Raw genomic sequence first — 25,876 nt, 5'->3', positions numbered from 1 at the left:
CATTGCTATACTCACACCACCAAAATAGCTTTAAATCAAGACTGTGGGCGACAAATTCCTAATGCATCCCTCAGAAGATATAGATGGCAGCCTAAACCCTGTTGTAAAATAGACATATAAGGATTGGGGGGCCATTTACTGGTCATAAACGCCTATAGAAACTATCTTCGGAAATCTCCAAGGTTTGAAGTCCAGCCAGCTGAAACAACTACAGAGGCTGTATCACCAGCGTATACCAGGCGATCGCATCACCACGCCTGAGTTTTCCCAGCGTCTGGCAGCAATTAGCACAGAAGTCAATCAGCCAGTGTGCGCTTACATCAACCGTCGCGGACAAGTGATTCGCGTCGGGGTAGGCACACCGCGACAAACGCAAATACCACCGATGGAATTGCCCCGTTACGGTGCAGAACGACTCAGTGGTATTCGTTGCATCGCCACCCATCTGAAGCCAGAACCGCCAAATGAAGCGGCACTCACGGCTATGGCCCTGCAACGCTTAGATGCTCTAGTTGTTCTAAATATTACCGGAACAGGCTTTACACGGCGGGGAGGCGGTGCAACTGGATATGTCAAAGAAGCTTATCTAGCTCATCTCATACCCCAAGAGTCCCGCACTCTGATTACTAGTCCTGCTGCTTTCAAGGTAGGGGAAAGCCAAATTCAAACCCCAAGTTGGAATATATCGCCACCAATGGATTTGGATGATTTGGCAGACCAGGATTTAGTAGATTTGGTAGAAAATCTGGAAGCGGAATTCCAGCGCGAATTTATCGCCCAAGAAGTAGATGCTGACAACGATCGCGTGCTAATTGTCGGGCTAATGACCAGTGAGACAACTCCCCTACAATTCCAAGACACCCTAGTAGAATTGGCGCGTTTAGTTGATACTGCTGGGGGAGATGTATTACAGACAATCCGACAAAAGCGATCGCGCGTTCATCCCCAAACAGTAGTTGGCGAAGGTAAAGTCCAAGAAATTGCTCTAACTGCCCAAACACTAGGAGTCAATCTCGTTGTCTTCGACCGCGACCTCTCACCCTCCCAAGTCCGCAACTTAGAAGTGCAAATTGGCATCCGGGTAGTTGACCGCACCGAAGTAATTTTGGATATCTTTGCTCAACGCGCTCAATCTCGTGCCGGTAAGTTGCAAGTAGAACTAGCACAGCTAGAATACATGCAGCCACGACTAGCTGGTAGAGGGCGCACCATGTCCCGATTGGGTGGTGGTATAGGGACTCGTGGCCCTGGTGAAACCAAACTAGAAACTGAACGCCGTGCCATTGGACAGCGCATATCCCGACTGCAAAAAGAAGTAACCCAGTTACAGGCTCATCGTTCGCGGTTACGGCAACGAAGGCAGCATCGAGAAATTCCCTCAGTGGCTTTGGTTGGATATACCAATGCTGGTAAATCTACTCTGTTGAATGCTCTCACTAATGCAGAAGTTTATACAGCCGACCAACTATTTGCAACTCTCGATCCTACCACTCGCCGTTTAGTGATTCCTTATGGCGAAACAAATGAACATCAGGAAATTCTGATTACAGATACGGTAGGTTTCATACACGAACTACCCGCATCATTAATGGATGCCTTTCGCGCCACCTTGGAAGAAGTCACAGAAGCTGATGCCCTACTCCACTTGGTGGATTTGTCTCACCCAGCTTGGTTGCGTCATATTCGCTCAGTCAGAGAAATTTTGGCACAAATGCCGATAACTCCTGGCCCGGCGCTAGTTATTTTTAACAAGATTGATCAAGCAAATAGTGAGACGCTAGCTTTAGCTAGAGAAGAATTCCCTCTAGCGGTATTTATTTCTGCCAGTCAGCGCTTGGGATTAGAAACCCTACGCCACCGCCTTGCTCAACTAATTGAATATGCGGTTGACAGTAGGTAAATGTTGAGTAACTACTTCAATGTTGGCACTTTATATTGGTGTCGTGAATATTTAACTTTGGGGAAGGCGATAAATTGCCTTCCCTTATTTATTGCATTGTTATAGGGAAGAGTAGAAAAATTGAATTCTGCCTTTTAAACTTTAATTTTCCAGAGACTTTTAATGCACTATTTTAGCATTGCCACACCAGTCCAGTGGTTTTATATGAGACTCCTATCTGATTTTTGAACAATATTTTAAATAAAACTCTGATAAAGCTGATTTTTCACACTCAGTATATTTTAAAGCATCAGATTGGAGTCCTATATTTAATTTAACTCATGTACTTAGTGAAAGATTAAAACATCTACTCGTGTAGATTGGGGTGAGATACCTATTGCAGGCTGGCTTTCTACAAGGTAACACTGCGCTCTATGCAACCTACAACTCTTACTCACGGAATAATCAATATCTCCTACAAATCTGTTGATTAAGTAATAACATCGATAAACCAAATATTGATTATTCAACGTGGATATATACAATTTTAATTTAGAAAGATATATCAAGTGGAAATACTGAAAATCTCCATTAGTTCATAAAAACTATATTGATAATTCTAAATTTAAATTTTTAGCTAACCTCGATAAATAACATAGACAATTGGTATTGTTTTGTGTCAATTTAGACATTGGTAACTTCCATAAAAGAGTTATTTTGAGAGGTCTTAAATGTTCTCAATAAAAAGAAAAGGAGTTTCAATCGCGTGTCTCAACCATATTCCAAGAAAATAGCGGGTTATGCAGTCTGTTGTATATCAGCATTAGCTGTGGTGACAGTTTCACAGATATCCCAAGCAGATGCAGCCTCTATGACTTTCTCAGTCACAGGAACTAACTCAGCATCGAATAATGCTCTGGCATCATCAGTTGTCTTTGATGACTTACTCAATCCAGGTAAGTTGACAGTGACCCTGACGAACATGAAAAATGTCTCAGTTCCTTCTGATGTCCTCACATCAGTCTTTTGGGACTATGCAGGATCTCCCTTAAATTTATCTTTAATTTCAGCAACAGCCTCAAAGGTCACTCAAAACAACCCCTCAACCACTACAAATAATGTAAATCTTCTCAATACTCCTAATAATGGCAAAGAATGGGCATTTGCATCTACGACCAATTCTGCAGGACTTATTAATGGAGTAACCCAAGACTACGGTTTAGGTACTGTCGGCTTGGGTATTTTTCAAGGCATTGGTGGACAGCAGCAAGTGAATTACGGCATTATTGACGGCTACAATGCTAATGCAAATTCACCAGTCAAAGGGGGAAGTTTTGTTGACAATTCTGCCACATTCGTTTTGTCAGGACTACCCACTAACTTTGATATAAGCAAAATTGGCAGTGTTCGCTTCCAATATGGCACTGATTTAAAGGAGCCTAGCATTATAAAAGCACAAGGCAGTTATTATAGTCCTCCGCCTCCTACACCTAAAAAAGTACCTGAACCTGGGACGACAGCCGCCCTTAGTTTATTTGCAGTGGGTGCATTGAGAGGGGTGAGGAAAAAGTCTTTAGCAGTAGCCTAAATGACAGTCTTCTAGTAGTAAACACTGGCAAAGACCAGATACTTCCCTAAGAGAAAATACCGTTGTTTTAGAAAATTAAGTGTGTATCACCTAAATTTTGTAAAAATTGATCAAGTAAAACATGTGTAAATAGACCTGTAATTATAAACCGTTGAAAAGCTCACATTATTTATAGGCTTTTCAACGATTTTTCTTTTTGCATAGTTCTGCAAAAAAGCAAGCAAGCTAGGTGTAGCGGATCTCTAAGGAACTCAGCGATACCAAATAACTGAATTTAGTTAGCCCTTCTGAAGATAAAGTGAAAACGAGATAGAGCCGCTATAGCAAGTGACAAGTTATAAAATTAAAAAGTATTAAATCAAATTGAGGACATTATGGCTGCCAAAGTAGAAATTTACACCTGGAGGACTTGCCCGTTTTGTATCCGTGCCAAAAGTTTGCTGAAGAGTAAGGGTGTTGAATTTACAGAATACAGCATTGACGGAGATGAGGCAGCCAGAAATACAATGGCTCAAAGAGCAAATGGACGGCGTTCTTTACCGCAAATTTTCATCAATGACGATCATATTGGTGGTTGTGATGACATCCACGCTTTAGACAGTCAAGGTAAGCTGGATGAGTTACTAACTACCATGTAAGTTTAGAAGATATTGCGCTAGCGACAAGCCACTACAACTCTGTTTACGAACTTTTTTCTTGCAAAAGTATCTGTCTACAAGACTTTACCCTCCAGTTTCTACTCAGCAGTACAGATGTACGTCAATTAGTAAGATCATCAAGAGATAATAATTGAATAACCATTTAATTTCTTGGTGATTGAGGTATAAAGGGTGAAACTGGCTTTTATCATTGATCCCATCCATCTGCTTGACCCATGTCATGATACCAGCATTGCCCTGATCGAAGCAGCGCAAATCCTGGGACACGAAGTTTGGGTAACTCAAGCAAATCTGCTGAGTGTGGTGGAGGGCAAAGCTTGGGCTGTCCTACAGCGAGTCGAACTTGTACCAGTGCAGTTAGTAGAGGGACGCTGGGTAGCGGCGAATCCTTGGTATGGGTTGAGCGATTCCTCCTTAACTTCTTTAGAGACAATGAATGCCGTATTTATGCGGACAGATCCACCTGTCAATGATTCCTACCTCTATGCCACCTACATTCTGGATTACATTGACCAAAATAAAACTCTGCTGATTAACAGTCCTAGTGGCATCCGAGGGGCAAATGAAAAAATGTATGCCCTCCAGTTTACCAAGGCAATTCCAGAAACGATTGTCAGTGCTGATAAAGAGTTTATCCGACAATTTGTCAAAGCAAAGGGGGCAGCAGTTCTTAAACCACTGGGAAACAAAGCTGGAGAAGGAATTTTATTTTTGCAATCAAGCGATCGCAATTTTAACTCTATTGTCGAACTCAGTACTCTCCAAGGTCGAGTCCCAGTAATGGTACAAACCTATCTACCGGAGGCAAAAGCAGGAGATAAACGAATTATCCTGCTGAATGGCGAACCGATTGGTGCGCTCAATCGCCTCTCTAGTGGAACTGATTTTCGCAATAATATGGCCACTGGTGGTACAGTCGCTCAAACCGAAATTACCCCAAGAGAAAATGAAATTTGTACCCAAGTAGCCCAACGCTTACGTCAAGACGGTTTAATTTTTGTGGGTATAGATGTTATCGGTGGCTACTTAACTGAAGTTAACGTCACTAGTCCTACAGGAATTCGTGAGATTGATCGCCTAGATGGTACTAATCTTGGTTATCAGGTTATTCAATGGATTGAACAGTCACTAAATTGAATGAAGCAGGAGACAGGAGGAGCTTTTCAGTTGCGGATTTGACCCCTACTGATTTGAAACCACTGAACTATAGTTCAGTAGGGATCTTAAAGCGTTGCTCTCTCTGGTCGTGTCAGTTATAGAGTAGGGGCAGTTCTCCTCCTGCCTCCTACCTCTTTAATAAATGTAAATTATTGTTTACTTAATATCATATTCTCCAGGAAACAGAATTCCTTTGGGCGCTTCCGTGGTTAACTCACCCACGCAGCTTTGTTTATACCGAATATAAATTTAATGGATTGCGGTGGTAGATGTAGCAATGCCTACGACGGGCTACGTTTAAACCTTCGTAGTCAGGCAGGTTTCCAGATTTTTTCTTTCAAAAGCACAACTAGAAATCTAAGCCAACATACTCCTGGCCAATTTCATTCTATTAAATAACGTTGATGAGTTTCTTTACCAATTAGCAAAATTAGGGATGGCAACGGATTGCTTATCCCTGCTTTTGGTAAAACCCTGAAACTAACAGATTTTATACAGCACTCAGCCTAACTTAAGACTGCTAATTTAATCTAAAATCTCAAATCCAAAATCTTTTAATTTCGTGGTTTTGATCGGTTTCTCAGAAAGTCAGGTATATCCAATCCAGGTTTTTCTTTTGGTTCTGGAATTGGAGTTGGAGTTGGAGTTGGAGTAGGGGTTGAACTTGGAGTTGAGGTTGGGGGATTAATTGCGGGTTGTTGTGTTGTTGGTCGCTTCGAGGTATTAGGTGCTACTCGAACGCTAGCTACACTTTGTTGTACCGCAGCTTGCACTTCACCTGTAAATCCGGTGGCAATTACAGTAATTCTTACCTCACCTTGGAGCCTGTCATCAATTACTGCCCCAAAAATAATATTGGCGTTGGGATCGACTACTTCATAGATTGCTTCTGCGGCTGCATTCACTTCATGCAGAGTGAGGTCAGTACCACCTGTTATATTAAAGACAACCCCTCTAGCACCTTCAATAGAAGACTCTAGTAAGGGAGAAGAAATAGCTGCGATCGCAGCTTCTCTGGCTCTAGATTTCCCAGAACTGACACCAATTCCCATCAATGCCGATCCCGCATCTGCCATAATAGCGCGGACATCAGCAAAGTCAACGTTTACTAAACCGGGAATCGTGATGATATCAGAAATACCTTGCACCCCTTGACGCAACACGTCATCTGCATAGCGAAAAGCTTCTTGCACTGGTGTTTGTTCGGGGATCACTTCCAGCAATTTGTTATTAGGAATAATAATCAGTGTATCTACCCTACTTTTTAACCCTTCAATCCCTTGTTCTGCTTGGCTGGTGCGGCGGCGACCCTCAAAAACGAATGGACGTGTAACTACACCAACAGTAAGAGCGCCCATTTCTTTTGCTACTTCTGCGACGATTGGGGCTGCACCAGTCCCAGTACCACCACCCATACCAGCAGTAATAAATACTAGGTCAGCGCCCTCTAAAGCTGTAGCAATTTCGTCTCGTGATTCCTCAGCTGCCTTTTGACCAATGGCAGGATTACCACCTGCTCCTAAACCCCGTGTCAACTTCTGCCCAATTTGTAATCGACTGGGAGCGCCTGCCAAAGTTAAAGCTTGGGCATCAGTGTTAATTGACCAAAATTCCACACCAGAGACATCAGATTCGATCATGCGGTTAACGGCATTACCTCCACCACCACCGACACCAATCACTTTGATGTTGGCAACCCGTCCAGGAACAATCTCACCAATTCGGCTATTTTCCGCAGAAATCTTCTTATTATCGTGATTTTGTCCGAAGTTCAAACCAGAGTTATTAAAGGGATTGGTCGAGTTAACTGCCAGAGAAAGTCCTGGCTGTCCAGGAGATTGGGAATTTTTATAGGTGAGTCCTTGGTTATTATCAAGTGTCATTGGATTTGTGAAAGGGTAGATAAACGACTTTTTCAGGTGTTATTCACTTAAGAGTCAACTATAGTTTGACACTGCCACAAAACGATGGCACTGTTCTTTATTGTTTTCACTACTGCCAAGCCTAACAGAATTAGCAGAGGGAAAATTTGCTATGGGATAAGCTTTTAAGGCAGCCGATCGCACAGCCAATTCTAGAGAAGTATACCTATATTTATCTAAAAGTGACCTGTATAACTTCAACCAGACATTAATCTCTTTATTCTTCTCATCAAAGAACAGAAGTTCTAAAGACACACTACAGCGTATCTTATTTGCCTCAATAATATTGTTAATAGGTTTCACCATTGGGTATAATTGCAACTTTAGACACAAAGTTTACCTGACAATTACTGATTTTTAAGGTTTAAGTAAGCAAGAATTTACTTGTCAGACTATACCTGATTAATTTGTTGTTTGGGGGGTCTTAATGGACACTTTGTTGGAGCAATAGTCTATCTTACGAGAACCTTCACTAGTGTGGTCAACAAATCAAGATTTTGCTAGAGGTTTCGTAACCCAATTAGGAATTACGGTACAGAATAGTCCAAAGTAATTGCCAAAAAGCAGCGTTTACGCAACTCTTCTAGTACTTTAAATTACAAAAATAAACTTCAGTAAACTGTCTTCGGAAGTATCCTCAACAGACCAAAGCTTAGATTGTCTGACATCTTGCACCCTATTATTAGATGTTTAGGTAACAATTGAGAGTGTTTTCCTCACAAGAGAGATTTTATGATTGATCTTCTCATTTTAATTAGAAGTTAATGCCGATTTTCGTGCGGGGTGCCGGAAAACTGAAAATAATAAATATATTTATCAGCATAAAGCTTCTTAATTTACTAGGAGCTATCAATACATTCAACACCCTAGATATTTTTAGGGTTTTTGGGAGTTGATTTTTGGTCTTTTTGGTTCATTTGTACTAAGGGAAATTCCGGATTTTTCAGATCAATATACTCTATTTGGCCGGAATTGAGTTTTGCTGTTAAAGGGAGCATTTGGGCGAGTACCTTAATTTGTTCAGACAACTGAGGGCCTGGAACACCAAGATGTACATTTCCTAGTTCTGTTTTCAAAATTAAATTTGCTGGATTTTGGCAATCAATTTCCATCACTTTCACGCGACTTTGGCTGACAGCTTGATGAATTTGAGTCCAGTCGAGACAGTATTGTTTTGGCGATCCAATTACTCTAAGATTGGGTAATTTGCGAGTTGGATTCAGTGATGTGTATTTTTCTAAAGGTATCCAGGCCCCACTTGCATCTAGTAAGCCGATTGTGACTTTTTTGTTGCCAGTGCCTTGATTTTGTACACTTGGAGTTTGAGTCACCGCTACAGGGACTCGTTCTTGGATTTCGATATTTAATCCAGGAGGGAATAGGCGGCGTTTAACGATCGCTTGGGCAATAGTTGGTTGTTTTTTCAAAGAGTTTGCGATCGCAGCCGGTTCAATTCGCCACAAAGATTGGGGGTAAGATAGCACCAACAGGGATTTAGTTGTCTCATCAGACAGTAATTGATTGCCTGATTTCATCACTACTTGTTTGGGAGTTTTTAACACCCATACTGGTTGAACTGCTACCCACAGCAATCCACCTGCCAAACCAGTAATGGCAAAAGTTCGCCAGATAGCTTGAATAATCTTCATCTGCCGTCGCCGCCGTAATTTCTTACGACGCTGGGCTATATTGGTACGGGAAACTGATATTATGCCAGCCATTCAAACCCCTTCCTCCTTACAGTCCAAATTCCTTGACAAAGCTGAGTGTTGAGTGCAATAAAACACTTTGTACTTAGTACAAGTTTCACTATTCTATTGCTCAACTTAGAGTATCCCAATATCAAGCAAGTAGCATAGCGGTCTTTTGACTTAGCCCTCTTCATGCGCTTGTATCATTATTAATCTCAGTAAACACTGTCAACATCTGTTATCCGCTCTCCTCAAGACTTTTTTTATTTTTAGTAACACTTTACAGTAACTACAGAACCAACGCGACGCTAGTAATCCTTCCTATTAAAGTTTCCGGTGTCCATTCTTAACTCACTGTTGTCTTTTTGACAAGGGATCATCAAATATTTTTTCTCTAAATTAATTTAAATATTTATTTCTGATTTTGTTTTATTGACAAATAAAACATGAAATGAGAACTAAGTATGGCTGAATTTTTGTATAAATTGCTATAATTCATACTAGTCATACCTCATCAGCTATACAAACGGGGAACTATAGAATGTAGTAGCTTTTTTACTGATTAACTTAGCCATAAAGGTTTATGCCTCAAACAAAAGTTAGAGATTGTCAAAACCCCAGCAGGTGTAAAAAGGACAAATATGCTTAAACTTATTAGGGTCAATTAAATCTTTACCATACTACTGACAGTGAGCCTGTAATAAGTACTGACTTCTGCAAGATACTACTAACTTGCGAATTAATCGTATGCTTACTTCAAGCTAGATATTGTCGGTATAAGAAATACCAAATAGAGTGCATCTACACACATCTACATACATGAAAACGACATTCAATTTGTCACGTTTTTATAAAGCATGTAATCCAAGCTACACGCTAAACATAAGTAACCTGCTAGATCGCCAGTATTATATAGATTTTGCTGATGTCCGTGGTTGCAAGATTGTTGAAGAATTGCAACGGACTATAGTTCGGATTTCTCCTGATGAGCCAACCTGCCAGTTATTTACAGGTCATATTGGTTGCGGTAAATCAACAGAATTGCAGCGTCTCAAAACAGAACTCGAATTAGCGGGATTTCATGTAGTTTATTTTGAGTCCAGTCAAGACTTAGATATGGCAGATATTGATATCAGCGATATTTTACTGAGTGTAGCCCGTCAAGTCAGTGCCAGTTTAGAAGGGATTAACATCAAACTCAAAGGTGGTTACTTTAACAATTTGTTTAAAGAAGTAGGAGATTTTTTGCAAACCCCCATAGAGCTTTCTGGACAAGCAGAATTGTCTTTGGGTATTGCCAAAATTACCGCCAAAACCAAAGATAGTACTCAGATGCGAAATCAACTGAGGCAATATTTGGAGCCACGTACCAATAGTATTTTGCAAGCGATTAACGAAGAAATTTTAGAAAAGGCTGTTGAACAGCTAAAGCTACGGGGTCAAAAAGGACTGGTAGTAATTGTAGATAATTTGGATAGAGTTGATATGCGTCCCTTAGCATCGGGGCGATCGCAACCAGAATATCTTTTCATCGACCGAGGCGAACAGTTACGCCGACTCAAATGCCACTTAGTTTACACCATTCCCCTAACCTTAATATTCTCCAATGAGTACGAGACACTAAAAAATCGTTTGGGGGGAGGAATTGCACCAAAAGTACTGCCGATGGTGTTAGTGCGGCAAAGAGATGGCACTGACTACGAACCAGGGATGTCACTAGTACGCCAGTTAGTCTTAGCAAGAGCTTTTCCAGAAGTTCCTTTGAATGAAAGGCTTTTATTAATTACAGAACTATTCGATCATTCCCAAAGCTTGGATCGGATATGTCGCGTTAGCGGTGGCCACATTCGTAACTTATTGGGTTTACTTTATAGCTGCCTGCAACGGCAAGATCCACCTTTTTCTAGGGACTGCTTAGAAGCTGTGATTAAAGACTACCGTGACGATTTGCTATTAGCTATTGATGAATCCCAGTGGGAATTATTGTTTGAAGTAGTGCAACAACAGAGAGTTAAAGGTGAGTCTGATTATCAAAGCTTACTACGAAGCATGTATTTATTTGAATATCGCGATCCTGCGGGGCGCTGGTTTGGCATCAGTCCAGCCCTAGCAGAAACAGAAAAAGTTTTAGCTTGGCAGCAAAAGAAGTAATAGTGCTGGTTAAGTTAATAGTCATTAGTCATTAGTCCTTTGTCATTGGACTAATAACCAATGCTCCATGCCCAATTCCCAATGCCCAACAACCAATGACTACGGACAAGCAACTACATATCCATACAAGAGAAAATCAGCATACTTTGCAAAGACTGATTAGAGCGATCGCACTATCCGAAGGTCAATTTGCCCTAATTTTAGTTCGGTGTAACTATGGGCAATTACGTAAGCAGATGTTAGAAAATATTCGTTCTACCACTAAAGATATCAATATTAAAGAAATCTTTCTCAATTCATCAACTACTTGCTTACATAACACAATAGTCTCAGAACTATCTCTTGATATTCCTGCTGTCGGCACAGACTCTTTGCCAGATGCTGTGATGATTTTTGGTATTGAGTCAGTATTCGATCTAGAAAACTTACTTACAGGCATTAACCAAGCGCGAGATATTTATGCTGCAACTTTTCCATTTCCAGTAGTCTTGTGGCTACAAGATGAAGTGGCATCATTGCTGTCTAGATTAGCCCCTGATTTTAAAAGTTGGGCTGCAACCACAATTAAATTTGAAATGGCAAAAGTAGATTTAATTGCTTTGATTCATCAAGAAGCAGAATCTCTATTTACCAAAGTTTTAGAAGCAGGTGCCGAAACATTTTTATCTAATGCTTCCCTAGATTTAGATCCTAAGTCTCAACCCCGCCATGAAATAGAATCAGCCCGTAATGATTTGTTGCGCCTATATGGTTTTAAATTAACACCAGGATTAGAAGCTAGTTTAGAATTTGTCTTAGGGCGAGATAAATACGCCAACGATCAAATTAATAGTGCTTTAGACAACTATCAAAGAAGCCTAGCGTTATGGCAGCACGAAACGAAGAAAATAGCAGAGTTAGAGAGTAATTCTTCTTTGCCCCTCCCATCTTCTCATCCTAAACTTTCATCGTCTTTACTCAAGCAAGCAATAGTACTATTCCATTTAGGGCTGTGTTATCACCGAATGGCAGATTTGCACTACAACAATAATAGTAATAGTAGATATTGCGAATATGCTCTCTTGTGGTTTAAACAATGCCTAGAAATATTGGAGGAGGTGCAAAGAGAAGACTTAGTGGCTAAATTTATTTTGCCCGCTTGTGAAATGCTGCAACGTTTACAAGCCTGGGATGACTTAAAAAAATTAGCTCAAAAGTCATTATATCTACATAAAAATTATGGAACTCCCGCACAAGTTGCTCAAAATTATGGCTTTTTGGCAAATGTTGCAGCTTCTGAATCAAATTGGATACTAGCTCATGAATTAGCGAATACAGCACTTTCTATCTCCGAAGAAGTAATACAAGCTTCTCTGGGAGACGCTTTGCGAAGACGACGACAAGAAAGTTGGTATCTGCTCTTGCTAGCACGTACACAAAGGCATCTAGGTGAGCCAGAGGAAGCTATCAATAACCTGGAATGGGCGAGGATAGTTTGTGAACTACAACATCATCCATCACTGTATTTAGAGATTTTAGAGGAACTGCGATCGCTTTACTTTTTTGAGCGTCATAACTATACAGAAGCTTTTAAACTCAAGCAAGAAAAAATTCAAATAGAACATCAGTATGGCTTTCGTGCTTTTATTGGGGCAAGTCAATTACAGCCGCAACGAGCGAGAATTAACCCAGCATTAGAACCTCAAAAAATACCTTTTATTCCTGAAGGAGTTGCTCAAGAAATATCTGCTTCTGGACGACAGCAAGATGTCAATCGTTTGATTGAAAGAATTAGTCGTGCTGACTATAAACTCACAGTAATTTATGGGCCATCAGGCGTAGGTAAAAGTTCAATCCTCAAAGCCGGTCTAGTCCCCGCATTGACAGGAAAAGTGATCGGAGAACGCATTCCTATACCTATTGTTTTATCTGTTTATACTGATTGGCTCACAGTTTTAATCAGCAGCATAAACCAAGTGCTGGCATACACAGAAATATCACTTAATCCTGACTCTACACCTACTATACTGCTAGAAAGAATTCGGTTAGCAACCGAGCGCAATTATACAATAATTATCATATTAGACCAGTTTGAAGAATTTTTCTTTATTAGTAATGCTCCCATGCAAAGAATTGAATTTTATCAATTCTTTAGTGAATGTTTAAATATCTCTTATGTAAAAATTATTCTTTCCTTAAGAGAAGATTATTTACATTACTTATTAGAGTTTGAACGTTTGAGCCAAAAAAATAGTATTGGACAATATGATTTGGGCGTAATTAATAAAAATATTCTCGATAAGGATATTCGCTACTATCTAGGAAAATTCTCTAGCCAGGATGCTAAAGCTATAATTCACAGTCTTACTCAACGTTCGCATTATGAACTAAGTGATGAATTAATTAACCGATTAGTCCAGGATTTGACAGGAGAACTAGATGAAGTACATCCAATTGAATTACAAATAGTCGGCGCTCAATTACAAATAGAAAACATTACTACTCTTGGACAATACAAGCTTTGTGGAGGCTCGGCAAAATTAGTTGAACGCTGGCTTGGCGAAGTAATAAAAGACTGCGGTCAAGAGAATGAAGAGTTAAGTTGGAAATTATTATTTGAGTTAACTGATGAAAAAGGGACGCGACCATTAAAAACTAAAGTTGATTTAGCAGCTGCATTAGTTAATAACCACGATATAAATACAATATCAAGTTTTGACACAGTTGGGGAACTGATTTTAGAAATATTGGTGGGTTCAGGTTTGGTATTGCGAGTCAGACAAGAATTAGGCGATCGCTACCAGCTAGTTCACGATTATCTAGTTGAGCCAATTCGCCAAAAAAACAACTATGGTATGCTCGCTAAATTTGAAAAAATCAAACTTGAAAAAACTAAAGCAGAAGTCGCCCAACAACTTAGTCAAAGGCAACTTAATTTGGTGTTGCAACGGCGACTGCTAGAAGCACGGATTGTCGGCGCAATCCTAGCAATCATGGGGGGAACAATAGCAGCATTATGGTGGCAAGCCGACTTGCAAAAAACAGCAGCAATTCGCCAAACTCTACGAGCTGAACGCAGTGAAACCAACTTGAGCATTAGTGGAATCACTGCTGCTAGTGAAGCTCTATTTGCGTCTAATAAAGAATTTGATGCTTTATTAGAAAGTTTGCGGGCTTGGAGAGGACTGAAACAGGCAGATGGAGTGCAACCAGATACTCGAATGCGGGTAGTGACAGCCCTACAACAAGCTGTTTATGGAGTAACAGAAGTCAATCGCCTGGAAGGACACACTGATATTGTCTGGGGAGTAACTTTCAGCCCAGATGGTGAAACCCTAGCATCAGGTAGCCGAGATCAGACGGTAAAAATTTGGCATCCTGATGGTACTTTACTCCAAACCCTCAAAGGTCACACTGATGCTGTTACTAGTGTAAATTTCAGCCCAGATGGTCAAACCCTCGCTTCCGCCAGTCTCGACAAAACAGTGCGAATTTGGCACAAAAACGCGGTTACAGGTGAATTCGACCCCAAACCATATAAAACCCTGAAAGGACATAAAGATTGGGTTTATAGCGTTAATTTCAGTCCTGATGGTGAGTTGTTAGCTACTGCCAGTAAAGATAGAACTATAAAACTCTGGCGCAAAGACGGGACATTAGTAAAAACTCTGAGAGGACATCGCGGGTGGGTTAACTGGGTAAACTTTAGTCCCGATGGCCAATTAATCGCCTCCGCCAGCGACGACAAGACAGTGAAAATCTGGCGACGAGATGGTAGCCTAGTTACAACTTTGCAGGGACATCGGCAGGGCATAATTGTAGCTGTTTTTAGCCCTGACGGGAAATTTTTAGCGTCAGCAGGTCGAGATCAGACAGTGAAACTTTGGCAGAGGGAGATTAACGACACTAAAGACGGTTTTGACTTTCGTCTTTACAAAAATTTACGGCGACATAGCAGTACGGTATGGAGTTTGAGCTTTAGTTCCGATAGTAAAAAGTTAGCTTCCTCTGGTGAAGACAATACCATAAACCTCTGGAGTATCACTGGTATTTTACTCAAAACCTTCAAAGGACATAGCGATGCTGTTGTTAGTTTAGCTTTCAGTCCAAATAACAAATTACTGGCTTCAGGAAGTTTCGACAAAAGCGTGAAACTATGGAGTTTAAATGCCCCAACACCGTCTATTCTTAAAGGGCATCAGGATCGAGTTTTGAGCGTTGCTTGGAGTCCCAATGGCCAGATGCTGGCTTCTGGTAGTAGCGATCGCACCGTAAAACTCTGGCAACGATACACCAGTAATGGCGAGTTCAAAACCCGGCTTTACAAAACTTTAGTGGGTCATAAAAATAAAGTTCCTAGTGTCAGTTTTGACCCCAAAGGTGAAATGCTAGCTTCAGGAAGTTATGACAAAACTGTGAAACTTTGGCGGCTTGACGGTACTTTAATCATGACTCTCCACGGACATGGCGATAGTGTGATGAGCGTGAATTTCAGCCCCGATGGTCAGTTTTTGGCATCAGCTAGCAAAGATAAAACCGTGAAACTCTGGAACCGTCAAGGTAAGTTACTCAAAACCTTAGTAGGGCATCAAGGTTGGGTAAATAGTGTGAATTTCAGCCCTGATAGTCAGATTTTAGCCTCCGCCAGTGATGACCAAACTGTAAAACTGTGGAACCGTGAAGGCAAGTTGCTCAAAACTTTTTCACCCCATGACAGTTGGGTGTTAGGTGTCAGCTTTAGTCCCACCGATGAATTACTGGCTTCTGCCAGTTGGGATAACACCGTGAAACTGTGGCGACGGGATGGTACGTTGTTAAAAACCTTGTTAAAGGGGTATAGCGATAGCGTCAATGCTGTAACTTTCAGTCCCAATGGTGAATTGCTTGCCGCCGCCAGTTGGGATAGTACAGTGAAACTCTGGAGTCATGAAGGCAAATTAATTAAAAGTCTGAATGGGCATCATGCCCCAGTGTTAAGTGTTAGTTTTAGCCCAGATGGTCAAACACTAGCATCAGCTAGTAATGACAACACGATAATTCTGTGGAATTTAAATCTTGACGATCTGCTGGTTCGTGGCTGCGACTGGGTGGGTGATTACCTTAAGCACAACCGTAATCTTGAGGAGCGCGATCGCCTTCTTTGTGATGGCATAACCCGTACCAGCCCCTTTTAATTACGAATTACGTTCGCGGAGCGTGCCGGAGGCTCTATTACGAATTAACTTGAAGCCTCAATGAGCAACCGCTCTTGGTTTAGCGGTTGATGAGGCGATCAGAGTTGTTAATTTCGAGCTAATCAGCAAAGGAGCGATTGCTCTCTAAAACTTCACGGCTATTTTCTTGGGGAGTCTCTTGTGGTAAATTCGCTAAAAAGGCTTGTAGTCTCATGCGCTCAATATAAGGCCAGCCTCCCTCAGACTCAATATCTTTCAGCAGCGAGTAAAGTTGCCGACGGTTAACAGGCAAACTCTCTTGAAAAACCCCATCCCGGATCTCTCGGTGTAACTGTTCTAATTGCCTAAGCATTGCCAAAAGAGCTACAGTATCACCTTCACAACCCTGAACTGCATCATATACCACAGTTGCGATCGCTTGCAGTTTACAGGACAACTCCCCTGATTCGAGATTTTTGTGATCGTTCATCCCAGTCTTTCCGTATAAATGAGGTCAACTCAAATTTACCGGAGATTTTTAATTTTCCCTAGTTACTCTAGACTAGGAGTCGAGAAAATGAACCTGTTGTAGGCTTCTAGATGGTTTTTTGTACACTCACTGCGATCGTCCATGCCTTCACTACCTAAGTAAGGGTTGAATATAACTAGATTTGTATCTTTATTAAAAGCAATTGCGATCGTTCCTAAAACGGAGCGGTAAAGTTTAACATAGCCTCCACATCAGCTAGATGCGATCGAGACGAGACTTTCTTGGATTTTGAGTCCTTTGATTTTGAGTTAAAAAAAATCGTATGATCTGGCTAATTTACCCATCAAACAATGGGCTGTATGTAGTAGCGTCACATACATGATACAAAAAGACTTGGGCGACGCTGCTTTTGCAATTGGCAAAAGTAAAGTGCGAAGCAGACAACTCTCTTCGCACTCTTTGAGGCAAGCACTTATGCCGCTCTGTGTGGCGCTTACTCATCCACACGCCCAACTCTAACAAATGCCACCAACAGTAAAACTGCTGGTTTTGCTCCCCTAGTTACACACATCCAAAAAGGATACAGTGTGCGACTTACTCTGGGGTTTACACCCCAAGCTCAAAAGAACGACACGTTTAACTACGTTTAGCAGAGGAAATTTTGAGTGGCGACTTCCAACCTATACGCCCGAACATTTGCCTCAACTCTGGTAATCAGAGCAACGCAGTGTCCGATCGAGGATGGCTTATCGTCAGAGATCAAAGCTTCGATGCAGTTTTACAACTTAGATATTAATTTTTGAGATTGAGGTTGACCATGAGGTATCGCGCTTTAATTGTTGCATTCTTCGCTTTGTGTTTAGGGCTAATCACAGCTTGTAGTGATGCTCCTGCTACTAGTAGTAGAGATGTACTGACTTACGACCAAATTCGTGGCACTGGCTTGGCGAACAAATGCCCCCAACTAGCAGAAACAAGCCGTGGCTCCATTCCCATTGATTCTAGTCAGTCTTATGCCATCAAAGAACTTTGCTTAGAACCAACTAGCTTCTTCATCAAAGAAGAACCTGCAAATAAACGCCAAGAAGCAGAATTTGTTGCTGGCAAATTGTTGACCAGATACACTTCCACCATTGACCAGGTGCAAGGCAATCTAAAAATCAACTCAGATAATAGCTTGACTTTCACGGAAACTGATGGTCTTGACTTCCAAGCCATCACCGTGCAACTTCCTGGCGGTGAGCGAGTACCTTTCCTCTTCACCATCAAAAACTTGGTTGCTCAAACCCAACCCAGCTTGAGTAGTATTAACACCTCCACGGACTTTGAAGGCACTTTCAAAGTTCCTTCCTATCGTGGTGCTGCCTTCCTAGATCCTAAAGGTCGTGGGGTCGTCAGTGGTTACGATAATGCTGTGGCTCTCCCCGCCCAAGCAGATGATGAAGAACTTACCCGCACTAACGTTAAGCGTGCTGAAAATCTAAATGGTAAGATTTCTCTGCAAATCGCTAAAGTAGATAACTCTAGTGGTGAAATTGCTGGTACTTTCGAGAGCGAACAGCCATCTGATACAGACTTAGGTGCTGGCGAACCGAAAGAAGTCAAGATTCGTGGTCTATTTTTTGCACGGGTTGAACCAGACCGTGGCTAAATTCTCTGGAGTTAGATAACTGACCTGACATTCAGAACTAAAATTCTGTCAGCATCAGGTTTGATCGCAAAAGTTAACTTCTGCCCATTTGCAGGGCTGTTTCATTCCTATAAAAGCCTTACATAGATGAAAAGGACAAGAGACAAATCCTTCCTTTGTCCCCAAGTTTTCAAGAGGCTTTGAAAGAATAAAACAGCCCTGCCTTTTTTTAAGGTGGTAGATAGGTTTTTTATAAAGCAATACAGTTCAGATCAGACCAAAACACTTGTAGAGACGGCGATTTATCGCCTCTCAAAAACCAAAAATTTTTACCAATAGCCCTTAACTGAACCGTATTGAGTGATATTTTGCCCCGCAATATCTCCCTAGTACAACAAATGGCGAGATTGACTTTTGTTGTATTGGGTTACGTAAATATACATACTATTTTCCCAATATTATTAGTAATTTTTAATTATTGGTTGAATATCAGTTGAATGACAGGTAATTTTACTGTAAATAAAACTTTTACTATCAAAAAAAATTCTGGCTACTATTGTTTTATTTCTAGAAATTAGCTTCACCATTAATTAATTAAAGTTAAGTAAAATCTCGGTTTGATATTTAGTGATTAATTTTATATTTTATTTCTATGTAGTTCTAAAAGCAGCTACAGATTATCCTAAAGATAAATAACAAAATAAATACCAATTCCGCTCATTTAAATTTTGCTCGATTCTCACTCAAGCAAATCTATGGAATTTTGTCTACAAATAAATTGTTACTACCATAGTATTTGCTATTAGAAATAGCACAATATTGTCTTTAATATCGTGCGATCGCAGCTAAATTTAAAAGTGAGTAATTGATTGTTAATTTACTCAATAAATACGGTGCTATGCCTACCACAGTCACCAATGAACTCAAACATGAAATTTGGCAGTTGTTGCGAGAATATCAGCAATCTCGGTCAGAAAATGTTCGCAATCAACTGGTAAAACTCAATTTTGGACTTGTAAGAAAAGAAGCTCACTACTGGACGAATCAATGTCATGAAACCTACGATGATTTGATCCAGGTTGGATGTTTGGGTTTAATCAGAGCAATTGAAAAATTTGAACTTTCCAAGGGACACGCCTTTAGTTCCTATGCTCTTCCCTATATTCGGGGTGAAATTCAACACTATCTCCGAGATAAAGGTGTCACTGTGCGAATTCCTCGGAAGTGGTTAGCACTGCAACAGCAAGCAATAGGAGTGTCACGTTCTTGGCGTGAAAAGCATAATCGCCAACCAACAGACACCGAATTAGCAACAGCACTAGAAATTTCTCCAAACGAATGGCAAGAAATTAAGTTAGCGTGGATAAATCGCGCTCCCTTGAGTCTTGATGTACCAATCCAAGATGGAGAAGAAGGCTCTACTTGTTTGGGAGAATTGGTTCCAGATCCTCACTATCGCAGCTTTCAATTGGCACAAGAAGATCAACTTCGCTTGCAACAAGCATTAGTTCAGCTTGAAGAACGTACCCGCGATGTGTTGGAATGCGTGTTTTTACAAGATTTGACACAAAAACAAGTTGCAGAGCATCTGGGAATCAGTGTCGTCACAGTTTCCCGTAGAGTCAAGAAAGGTCTGGATTTGATGAAACAGCTTATGGGTGTAGCAGACGATTAACTGCAAAAAAACTGAATCCGCAGTTATGCTGGGCTGCTAGTGCTAAAAATAACCCTTGAAATGTAAAAAATTAGGTTATAAAGGGAAGATACTTTGCCTTTGATACAAATTTCAGGCATGTTGATTTCCATTTTTAAATTTTCCAATGGCTTTTGAGAACAGCTCATGGGCAGAAATTCAAAAATTACAATTGCAGCTATTTTAACCTTAGCGATCGCTGGATGTGCTTCCGAAGATACACCACAAGCCATCAATCCCGCACCGATTGCCAAAATAGCCGCAAAGTCGCCACCGGCGGCTCAATCCTTTAAGAATCCAGTGATACCTGCCAAACAGATTTCACAAGTTACTCCTGCATCTGCTAGCTTGATTCAATCCACTAATGCTACAGAGCGGGAACGGTTAATTCTGATATCAAAAAACCGCACTGATCCGTTCGCACAAATTTTAGGGCCGACGGTTTTTGGAGTTTCTGCAACACCTGGAAGACCAGTTCCCGTGTTGCCTAAGCTACCTACTGCATCGCTAGTAGTACGAAAACTTCCAACACGCAGCATAGCTATAGCTTCAAATCAGAAGAAAAATAACATTGCTTCTGTACCAAAAAAAGTCAATCCTACTTTGACTTCAGTCTTGCCTAAAGTTTTGCCTCAAGTTGTCTCCAACCCCACCTTAGTATCTGTATTACCACCAGCAGCACAACCTGAGCTAGCAAGGGCAGTTATTGTGAGTGGTGTAGTTCTGATTAGTAAGGAACCGCAGGCAATTATCAAAGTACCAGATGAACCCACAAGTCGCTATGTGCAAGCTGGACAGAGGTTAGCCAATGGTGTACTGATTAAACGGATTGAAATGAATGGAGGCTCCAATCCGATTGTAATTCTTGAACAATTTGGTATCGAAGTTGCCAAAATGGTAGGGGAAGGGCCTGTCAACTCAACGCCATCAGCTGTATCTGCTAATGGTAATCCTGTTTCAGTGGCAACGCCCTCCTCAAATCCTTTTAATGTTGGAGCTTCATAGAGATGGAGACTAAGGAAAAAATTGAATTCGCTGGTTTGCCTTTAGCTGTCTATAGAGAGATAGCAGCTCATTTACGTCAAATAGAAGGGGTAGAAGTGGATTTAATTCCTCAATCATCCCAACAGTTTGATTACAATCAAAGTCAAATTGGTGGCTTGTCCATTTCGTGGGCAGCAAACTCTAGTTTAGAAAGTCGGCAACGATTTAACCAAATTTTGGCTTACTATCAAAATCGCTATATGAATCCTATTTGATTTGTAAAAATTCAAGCCTGAGATTCCTGATTTCTTAGAGGATGTTTTAAAAGTGGTTGGCTGTAATTTTAGGCACTTGCTGATCCCCCCAACCCCCCTTAAAAAGGGGGGCAAAGTCTCTGAAAGTCTCCCTTTTTAAGGGGGATTTAGGGGGATCTAAAACGTTTGGCTACCGACCAGAGGACTTTTAAAACATCCTCTTAGAGAAGTCGGGAATTTTGTTGTTCGTGAATGATTAAGTGAGGGTTAGGTAGGGACAATTCATGAATTGCCCGTATTCTGGACAAAAAAAGTGGCTCTGCAATCAGCAGAACCACTAAAGCATTCGCAAACCTGTTATAAATTAGCGAACTGCCCCTTGAGTAGAAGCAGTATCAATCGGTTTCATTAAGTACAGCCGCAATAACTGCCAGCCGTTCGAGATGTAATGTGGCAGTTTCTGGAAGAATTGCAGGAATTTGGGAGTGTTAGAATTAGCGATCGCACCCAGTTTCTCATTATTGCTGATACAAGTATCCAAGCGCTGATAAAACTCTGGATTCTCTACATCCAGCATCAGAGGGAACACCCGACCAGCGTTTTCGTTAGTCTTCTGAATTACGTGGATGTCGTATTCTCTTGCATCCAATCCCAAGGTGGCGTAAAAGTCCTTGCGTTGGATGTCATTGAGATACATTGTCGCAAATACCGACAACAGGAAGAACCGACTCCACAGCCGTGCTTTCCAATCGTTCAACATTTGCGGCTGAGATTTCATGACCGCATCAAAGAAATCACTGTGACGGTTTTCATCCTGACACCAGTTCTCAAAGAACCGGAAGATTGGATAAACCCGGTCTTCGGGGTGTGTTTCTAAATGGCGATAAATAGTGATGTAGCGCCAATAACCAATCTTCTCAGAAATATAGGTGGCGTAGAAGATGAATTTCGGTTTAAAGAAGGTATAACTGCGACTCTTAGTCAAAAACCCTAGATCTAGGGAAAGATTAAAGTCCGACAAAGCTTTATTCAAAAAGCCAGCGTGACGTGCTTCATCCCGTGACATCAGGTTAAAGCACTCTGCCAATACGGGGCTTTTTCCTTTCAAACGACGGCCAAGTTCTTTATATAGCAAAAAGCCAGAAAACTCTGCCGTACAAGAACGTTCTAGAAACTCAACGAATAACTTGCGAGTTTCCCCATCAATATGATCCCAGGATTGGTCAAACTCCGCATCTCGAACAAAGTGATGGCGGTTGTAGTCAGTGCGGAACTCTTCGAGAATGGCTTGTAACTCGTCTTCATTGACGGAAATATCCATCCGCGCCATTTCATCAAAATCGGTAGTATAAAACCGAGGTGTTAACAGGGTTTCTTTTGCCGGGACTTTAATCCCTGGCCGGATTTCTTCAAAGCCTGGTTTTTTGAGGGAATCTACCATGTCTTGATTGCTCTTTCGTCTTTATTATCTTAAGTAAACCCTTCGACTTGGTGCAGTTATTCATGGGGGAAAACCCCTCCGAGCAACTGCCTCACCAGAAAGCCAAGGATAATGTTCTGTTAAAGCCTAACAGCCCATAATAATCCAATTGTATAAAGTTCAGTCTACCAAGGTGTGGGTTAGAAATTTGTAAGCAAAAGATTAAGAGTTGCAACAATCATTCAATGTTTACAGAACCAAGAATCGGAGACAGGATTTAGGTTTGCTTTCTTTGCAGTGTTAGTGAGTAATCGAGTGTTTTTTAGATTAGACATCTCCAGAAATTAAATATGTGTTATCCAGAATGATTGTAAAGACGTAGCACTGCAACGTCTCTACAATCATTTTTGGAGATGTCTAGCGGACATGATATTATTTATCATTTCCACCCACTCTAAAGTGTCCTTCGTCATTAGTTCTTTGTCAAAAACTAATGCTCAATGACTAATTTATACCTAGCCACTTTTGACCATCTAAGCGCTGAACTAAGCCAAATACTAACAAATCGAGTGTGATTTTGCGCTCATCGATTAAGAATGACTCAAGAGTGCTAGGTTTTTTGCCTTCGTTACAGGAAAATCCCTTTTTACCTTGAATATCTTCGTCGGGGAAATACAGGTTGAACTGACGCACACCAGTTTCTTTCCAACTGCCGATAATTTGCCAGCATTCTTCAGCAGATTCAAAGCCAGTAATTCGTAATTTCTGCTTGGCAAAAGATACCTGTAAATCTTGTACCCCTTGTTGAGCGATCGCTTTTTGTAAAGCTGGCAAGTAGTCTTGCTCGATGAACTCTACAAATGGCTTATCTTCAACAGCTGGGGCTTTTTCCTTTTTGGCGGCTTTAGCGGCGGCTGGTTTTTCTTCTGTTGCGGCGGCGGCGGCTGGTTTTTCTCGCTTCGATGATGCAGCAGCTGGTTTAGCAGCATTGAGATTATCTTCAGGGTTTGCGGCTTTCGGATCTGGCGTGTTAGCAGTAGGAAGGTCTGTAGCTTCGGGGGAATCTGTACTAGGAGCGTGTTCTTCAGCCACACTAGGGGCTTGTTTGTCAACAGTGCTGGGAGCTACTTCTCCCGCTTGATTGTGATTGGTTGGGTCTGCCATTGCTCAGGTCAATCCTTTAATCTAGCTTTTGGAGCGATCGCTCACCTTGATATATCTGGTATTTTTATTTTGACATACTAGTGCAGCAAGGCAATAATAACTGTACAGTTAAAAACAACACAAAAGCTTATGGCATAAGCTTTCTTCCCTTCTGTCCCCCACTCTTCAATTTTTGATTTGCGATTTTAGATGTTCAATCCAAAATCCAAAATCCAAAATCCAAAATCTAAAATTCTTCCGCCTTCTTCAAATCCCCTTGAATCCCATATCAGCTTCTATCTGTTGCTGTGCCGCAGTAGAATTTACCTTGCCAGAAGCAATCTTAGAAGTCTTACGCCAAATTCCAAGCTGGCTCAAAAATATACCTACTAAAATCACGCTACCGCCAATATATTGAGGTATGGTAGGGGCTTCACCCAAAATTAAATAGGCTGCTAGGATGCCTATAATTGGGCTAAATGAGCTAACTAAGGAAGCTGTAGAGACAGTAGAAGTTTTCAAGCCTTTAATCCAAAAAGACTGACCTACTACCACAATTAACCCACCATAGAGAAACATCCACTGCCATAAGAATGGTGAGAGGACATCAGCGAAATGATCGCTGCCATAAAGGATTAAAGCAATGAAGAAAAAGATTACGGTTCCTAATGCAGTGCGAAAGATGCTATAGATTCCTAAAGGAATCTGCGAAAGGTATTTCTTACCAATAATGGTAGAAGCAGTTCCGGCTATAGATGCTACTGCTGCTAAAAGTTCCCCTATGCCTAACCTGAAACCTCCCATATGCATCATGGTATCTGCTGGAGGCTGAAGGATGATAGTTAGGATAACACCAATAAAGGCTGCGATCGCGCCGACAAATTCCCAAATATTTACCCGTTCTCTTAATAACCAAACTGATAAAGCCAGAGTTAGAGGCGGTTCCAAGCGTCCTACCAAGATGACATTATTTACCCCTGTGAGTGCAAGCGCCTGGAAAACTAAGCCAGGAGCCAATGCTCCCGATAAAATAGCTACTGCTGTTAAACTGACCCAATCCGTCCTTGAGAGTTGCTTTAAAGTAGCTTTGTTCCACTGTCCCCCATAAATCAGGATTAAAAGTATCAAGGCGCAAAGGTTTCCCACAAATAAAACATTACACAAAGAAATCGGATTACGTTCGCCGATAAAATGTTCAGCGCCAATTTCTGTTAGCTTCCGGGTAACTGCACCAGATGCTGCAAAAATTAGCATTGCTAGCCAGAGATATGTTTGTCCTGAAACTCTATGAATTAAGCAATGTGGTCTTTTGGGTCTACTCACAATAACACCACTGCAATGAAAGCATTGCTCATTATATGTTGCCATCACGCAGTTTAAAATGAGGTTTTGTTGAGAAAATACTTAAATTATGCTGTGACTTTGAGGCACCATCATTGCCTGAGAAAGCGCTGAGAATAAACTAAGTTTTCTCAAAGGATAAATTCATGAAAATAGTGCCTTAGTTTCAATCGGCTCTCACTCCCACTTGAGATGCTTGGGATGTTCAGGATAAAACAAAAAAGAGAAGTCAAAAATGAAACTAGCACCTTTACTTACAACTTTTGCTTTGGTTGGTTTTTTCACAGTTTGGGACGCACCATTAAAAGCGATCAATCCGTCATTAGTACAGGCATCAGCAGCCGAAGAGATGTCTGTAGCCCAAAAAATAGATTTGCTTACTAAAAGTAAGGGTCAGATTGGTAGTGGCGATCAACTACGTCGTTTCTTTTTTGGTGACTTGGAGCCAATTGGTATCCAGGTAGGTGGTGCAGGTCATGTAGTTAACCTTTATAACAAAGCCAATGATGTCACATTCGCTTACTGCTCTCACTACGATGTGATTGTAGCAATTAAGAAAGGTAAAGTGACAAAGTTTGAACCTAGCGAAGTGAAGTAATACTAAATCGACCTTTCAATTAATATTTTGCTAAAACCAGAGAAGCAAAACTACATGCGGTAGGGGCAATTCATGAATTGCCCCTACCTGAAAATTTGTGTTTGTGCTATTGTTGCGTAATTTATGACATTTAGGTTGCGATG

At 41.1% G+C, this 25,876-nt stretch carries 18 protein-coding genes; 11 read left to right on the top strand and 7 right to left on the bottom strand.

All coding sequences use genetic code 11. The features are described 5' to 3' along the window. Positions 1-154: 154 nt before the first annotated feature. The 4 genes from hflX (at position 155) to gshB (ending at position 5,263) form a co-directional block, all read left to right on the top strand. The gene (gene hflX, locus V7K38_RS22130; protein WP_334860682.1) at positions 155-1,900 is read left to right on the top strand and encodes a GTPase HflX; all 1,746 of its coding nucleotides are present in this window, start codon (positions 155-157) and stop codon (positions 1,898-1,900) included. 745 nt (positions 1,901-2,645) lie between these two features. Further along, positions 2,646-3,467, top strand: coding sequence for an XDD4 family exosortase-dependent surface protein (locus V7K38_RS22125; RefSeq protein ID WP_334860655.1), 822 nt, complete (start codon positions 2,646-2,648; stop codon positions 3,465-3,467). A gap of 374 nt (positions 3,468-3,841) precedes the next feature. Then, on the top strand, positions 3,842-4,105 hold the full coding sequence (gene grxC / locus V7K38_RS22120) for a glutaredoxin 3 (protein WP_334860653.1): 264 nt from the start codon (positions 3,842-3,844) through the stop codon (positions 4,103-4,105). A gap of 192 nt (positions 4,106-4,297) precedes the next feature. Next, on the top strand, positions 4,298-5,263 hold the full coding sequence (gene gshB, locus V7K38_RS22115) for a glutathione synthase (protein WP_334860651.1): 966 nt from the start codon (positions 4,298-4,300) through the stop codon (positions 5,261-5,263). A gap of 575 nt (positions 5,264-5,838) precedes the next feature. Here gshB and ftsZ read toward each other — a convergent pair. The 3 genes from ftsZ to V7K38_RS22100 form a co-directional block, all read right to left on the bottom strand. Then, complete coding sequence (gene ftsZ, locus V7K38_RS22110; protein WP_334860649.1) at positions 5,839-7,167, bottom strand: cell division protein FtsZ; 1,329 nt, start codon at positions 7,165-7,167, stop codon at positions 5,839-5,841. A gap of 54 nt (positions 7,168-7,221) precedes the next feature. Continuing rightward, positions 7,222-7,512: a hypothetical protein gene (locus V7K38_RS22105; RefSeq protein ID WP_334860647.1), complete on the bottom strand. Its 291-nt coding sequence runs from the start codon at positions 7,510-7,512 to the stop codon at positions 7,222-7,224. 560 nt (positions 7,513-8,072) lie between these two features. Beyond that, positions 8,073-8,927 carry a cell division protein FtsQ/DivIB gene (locus V7K38_RS22100; RefSeq protein ID WP_334860645.1) on the bottom strand — a complete coding sequence of 285 codons (855 nt, stop codon included), beginning with the start codon at positions 8,925-8,927 and terminating at the stop codon, positions 8,073-8,075. A 789-nt stretch (positions 8,928-9,716) separates the two neighbouring features. Between V7K38_RS22100 and V7K38_RS22095 the strand changes: the two genes are divergently transcribed. Both V7K38_RS22095 and V7K38_RS22090 read left to right on the top strand, forming a co-directional pair. Next, positions 9,717-11,048, top strand: a complete 1,332-nt coding sequence (locus V7K38_RS22095) for a P-loop NTPase fold protein (protein ID WP_334860643.1) — start codon at positions 9,717-9,719, stop codon at positions 11,046-11,048. 95 nt (positions 11,049-11,143) lie between these two features. Continuing rightward, positions 11,144-16,201 carry an nSTAND1 domain-containing NTPase gene (locus V7K38_RS22090; protein WP_334860641.1) on the top strand — a complete coding sequence of 1,686 codons (5,058 nt, stop codon included), beginning with the start codon at positions 11,144-11,146 and terminating at the stop codon, positions 16,199-16,201. A gap of 118 nt (positions 16,202-16,319) precedes the next feature. Here V7K38_RS22090 and V7K38_RS22085 read toward each other — a convergent pair whose 3' ends face one another. Continuing rightward, positions 16,320-16,670 (bottom strand): hypothetical protein, encoded by a 351-nt coding sequence (locus V7K38_RS22085; RefSeq protein WP_334860639.1) that lies wholly within the window; start codon positions 16,668-16,670, stop codon positions 16,320-16,322. Positions 16,671-17,487: 817 nt separating this feature from the next. Here V7K38_RS22085 and V7K38_RS22080 point away from each other — a divergent pair. The 4 genes from V7K38_RS22080 (at position 17,488) to V7K38_RS22065 (ending at position 21,252) form a co-directional block, all read left to right on the top strand. Next, positions 17,488-18,321, top strand: coding sequence for a photosystem II manganese-stabilizing polypeptide (locus V7K38_RS22080; RefSeq protein WP_334860637.1), 834 nt, complete (start codon positions 17,488-17,490; stop codon positions 18,319-18,321). Between the two features lie 877 nt (positions 18,322-19,198). Beyond that, complete coding sequence (locus V7K38_RS22075) at positions 19,199-19,975, top strand: RNA polymerase sigma factor SigF (protein ID WP_334860635.1); 777 nt, start codon at positions 19,199-19,201, stop codon at positions 19,973-19,975. Between the two features lie 165 nt (positions 19,976-20,140). After that, positions 20,141-20,998, top strand: coding sequence for a hypothetical protein (locus V7K38_RS22070; protein ID WP_334860633.1), 858 nt, complete (start codon positions 20,141-20,143; stop codon positions 20,996-20,998). Between the two features lie 2 nt (positions 20,999-21,000). Beyond that, positions 21,001-21,252, top strand: coding sequence for a hypothetical protein (locus tag V7K38_RS22065; protein WP_334860631.1), 252 nt, complete (start codon positions 21,001-21,003; stop codon positions 21,250-21,252). A 343-nt stretch (positions 21,253-21,595) separates the two neighbouring features. Here V7K38_RS22065 and acsF read toward each other — a convergent pair whose 3' ends face one another. The 3 genes from acsF to V7K38_RS22050 all read right to left on the bottom strand — a co-directional run bounded on the left by acsF (position 21,596) and on the right by V7K38_RS22050 (position 25,162). After that, positions 21,596-22,672 carry a magnesium-protoporphyrin IX monomethyl ester (oxidative) cyclase gene (acsF, locus tag V7K38_RS22060; protein WP_334860629.1) on the bottom strand — a complete coding sequence of 359 codons (1,077 nt, stop codon included), beginning with the start codon at positions 22,670-22,672 and terminating at the stop codon, positions 21,596-21,598. A 483-nt stretch (positions 22,673-23,155) separates the two neighbouring features. Beyond that, complete coding sequence (locus V7K38_RS22055) at positions 23,156-23,815, bottom strand: DUF2996 domain-containing protein (protein ID WP_334860627.1); 660 nt, start codon at positions 23,813-23,815, stop codon at positions 23,156-23,158. A gap of 246 nt (positions 23,816-24,061) precedes the next feature. Further along, the gene (locus V7K38_RS22050; RefSeq protein ID WP_442940789.1) at positions 24,062-25,162 is read right to left on the bottom strand and encodes a DMT family transporter; all 1,101 of its coding nucleotides are present in this window, start codon (positions 25,160-25,162) and stop codon (positions 24,062-24,064) included. Positions 25,163-25,370: 208 nt separating this feature from the next. Between V7K38_RS22050 and V7K38_RS22045 the strand changes: the two genes are divergently transcribed. Then, positions 25,371-25,733 carry a hypothetical protein gene (locus V7K38_RS22045; protein ID WP_334860623.1) on the top strand — a complete coding sequence of 121 codons (363 nt, stop codon included), beginning with the start codon at positions 25,371-25,373 and terminating at the stop codon, positions 25,731-25,733. Positions 25,734-25,876: the final 143 nt, after the last annotated feature.

Source organism: Nostoc sp. (assembly GCF_036917465.1).
Classification (GTDB): Bacteria; Cyanobacteriota; Cyanobacteriia; order Cyanobacteriales; family Nostocaceae; genus Nostoc.
Note: the sequence above shows the minus strand (reverse complement) of the source record. Positions and strands in the feature narration are given on the sequence as shown.

Excerpts from the sequence above, each read along its gene's own strand:
- grxC (WP_334860653.1), top strand. The coding sequence starts at position 3,842 with ATGGCTGCCAAAGTAGAAATTTACACCTGGAGGACTTGCCCGTTTTGT.
- ftsZ (WP_334860649.1), bottom strand. The coding sequence starts at position 7,167 with ATGACACTTGATAATAACCAAGGACTCACCTATAAAAATTCCCAATCT.
- V7K38_RS22105 (WP_334860647.1), bottom strand. The coding sequence starts at position 7,512 with ATGGTGAAACCTATTAACAATATTATTGAGGCAAATAAGATACGCTGT.
- V7K38_RS22100 (WP_334860645.1), bottom strand. The coding sequence starts at position 8,927 with ATGGCTGGCATAATATCAGTTTCCCGTACCAATATAGCCCAGCGTCGT.
- V7K38_RS22095 (WP_334860643.1), top strand. The coding sequence starts at position 9,717 with ATGAAAACGACATTCAATTTGTCACGTTTTTATAAAGCATGTAATCCA.
- V7K38_RS22090 (WP_334860641.1), top strand. The coding sequence starts at position 11,144 with ATGACTACGGACAAGCAACTACATATCCATACAAGAGAAAATCAGCAT.
- V7K38_RS22085 (WP_334860639.1), bottom strand. The coding sequence starts at position 16,670 with ATGAACGATCACAAAAATCTCGAATCAGGGGAGTTGTCCTGTAAACTG.
- V7K38_RS22080 (WP_334860637.1), top strand. The coding sequence starts at position 17,488 with ATGAGGTATCGCGCTTTAATTGTTGCATTCTTCGCTTTGTGTTTAGGG.
- V7K38_RS22075 (WP_334860635.1), top strand. The coding sequence starts at position 19,199 with ATGCCTACCACAGTCACCAATGAACTCAAACATGAAATTTGGCAGTTG.
- V7K38_RS22070 (WP_334860633.1), top strand. The coding sequence starts at position 20,141 with ATGGGCAGAAATTCAAAAATTACAATTGCAGCTATTTTAACCTTAGCG.
- V7K38_RS22065 (WP_334860631.1), top strand. The coding sequence starts at position 21,001 with ATGGAGACTAAGGAAAAAATTGAATTCGCTGGTTTGCCTTTAGCTGTC.
- acsF (WP_334860629.1), bottom strand. The coding sequence starts at position 22,672 with ATGGTAGATTCCCTCAAAAAACCAGGCTTTGAAGAAATCCGGCCAGGG.
- V7K38_RS22055 (WP_334860627.1), bottom strand. The coding sequence starts at position 23,815 with ATGGCAGACCCAACCAATCACAATCAAGCGGGAGAAGTAGCTCCCAGC.
- V7K38_RS22050 (WP_442940789.1), bottom strand. The coding sequence starts at position 25,162 with ATGGCAACATATAATGAGCAATGCTTTCATTGCAGTGGTGTTATTGTG.
- V7K38_RS22045 (WP_334860623.1), top strand. The coding sequence starts at position 25,371 with ATGAAACTAGCACCTTTACTTACAACTTTTGCTTTGGTTGGTTTTTTC.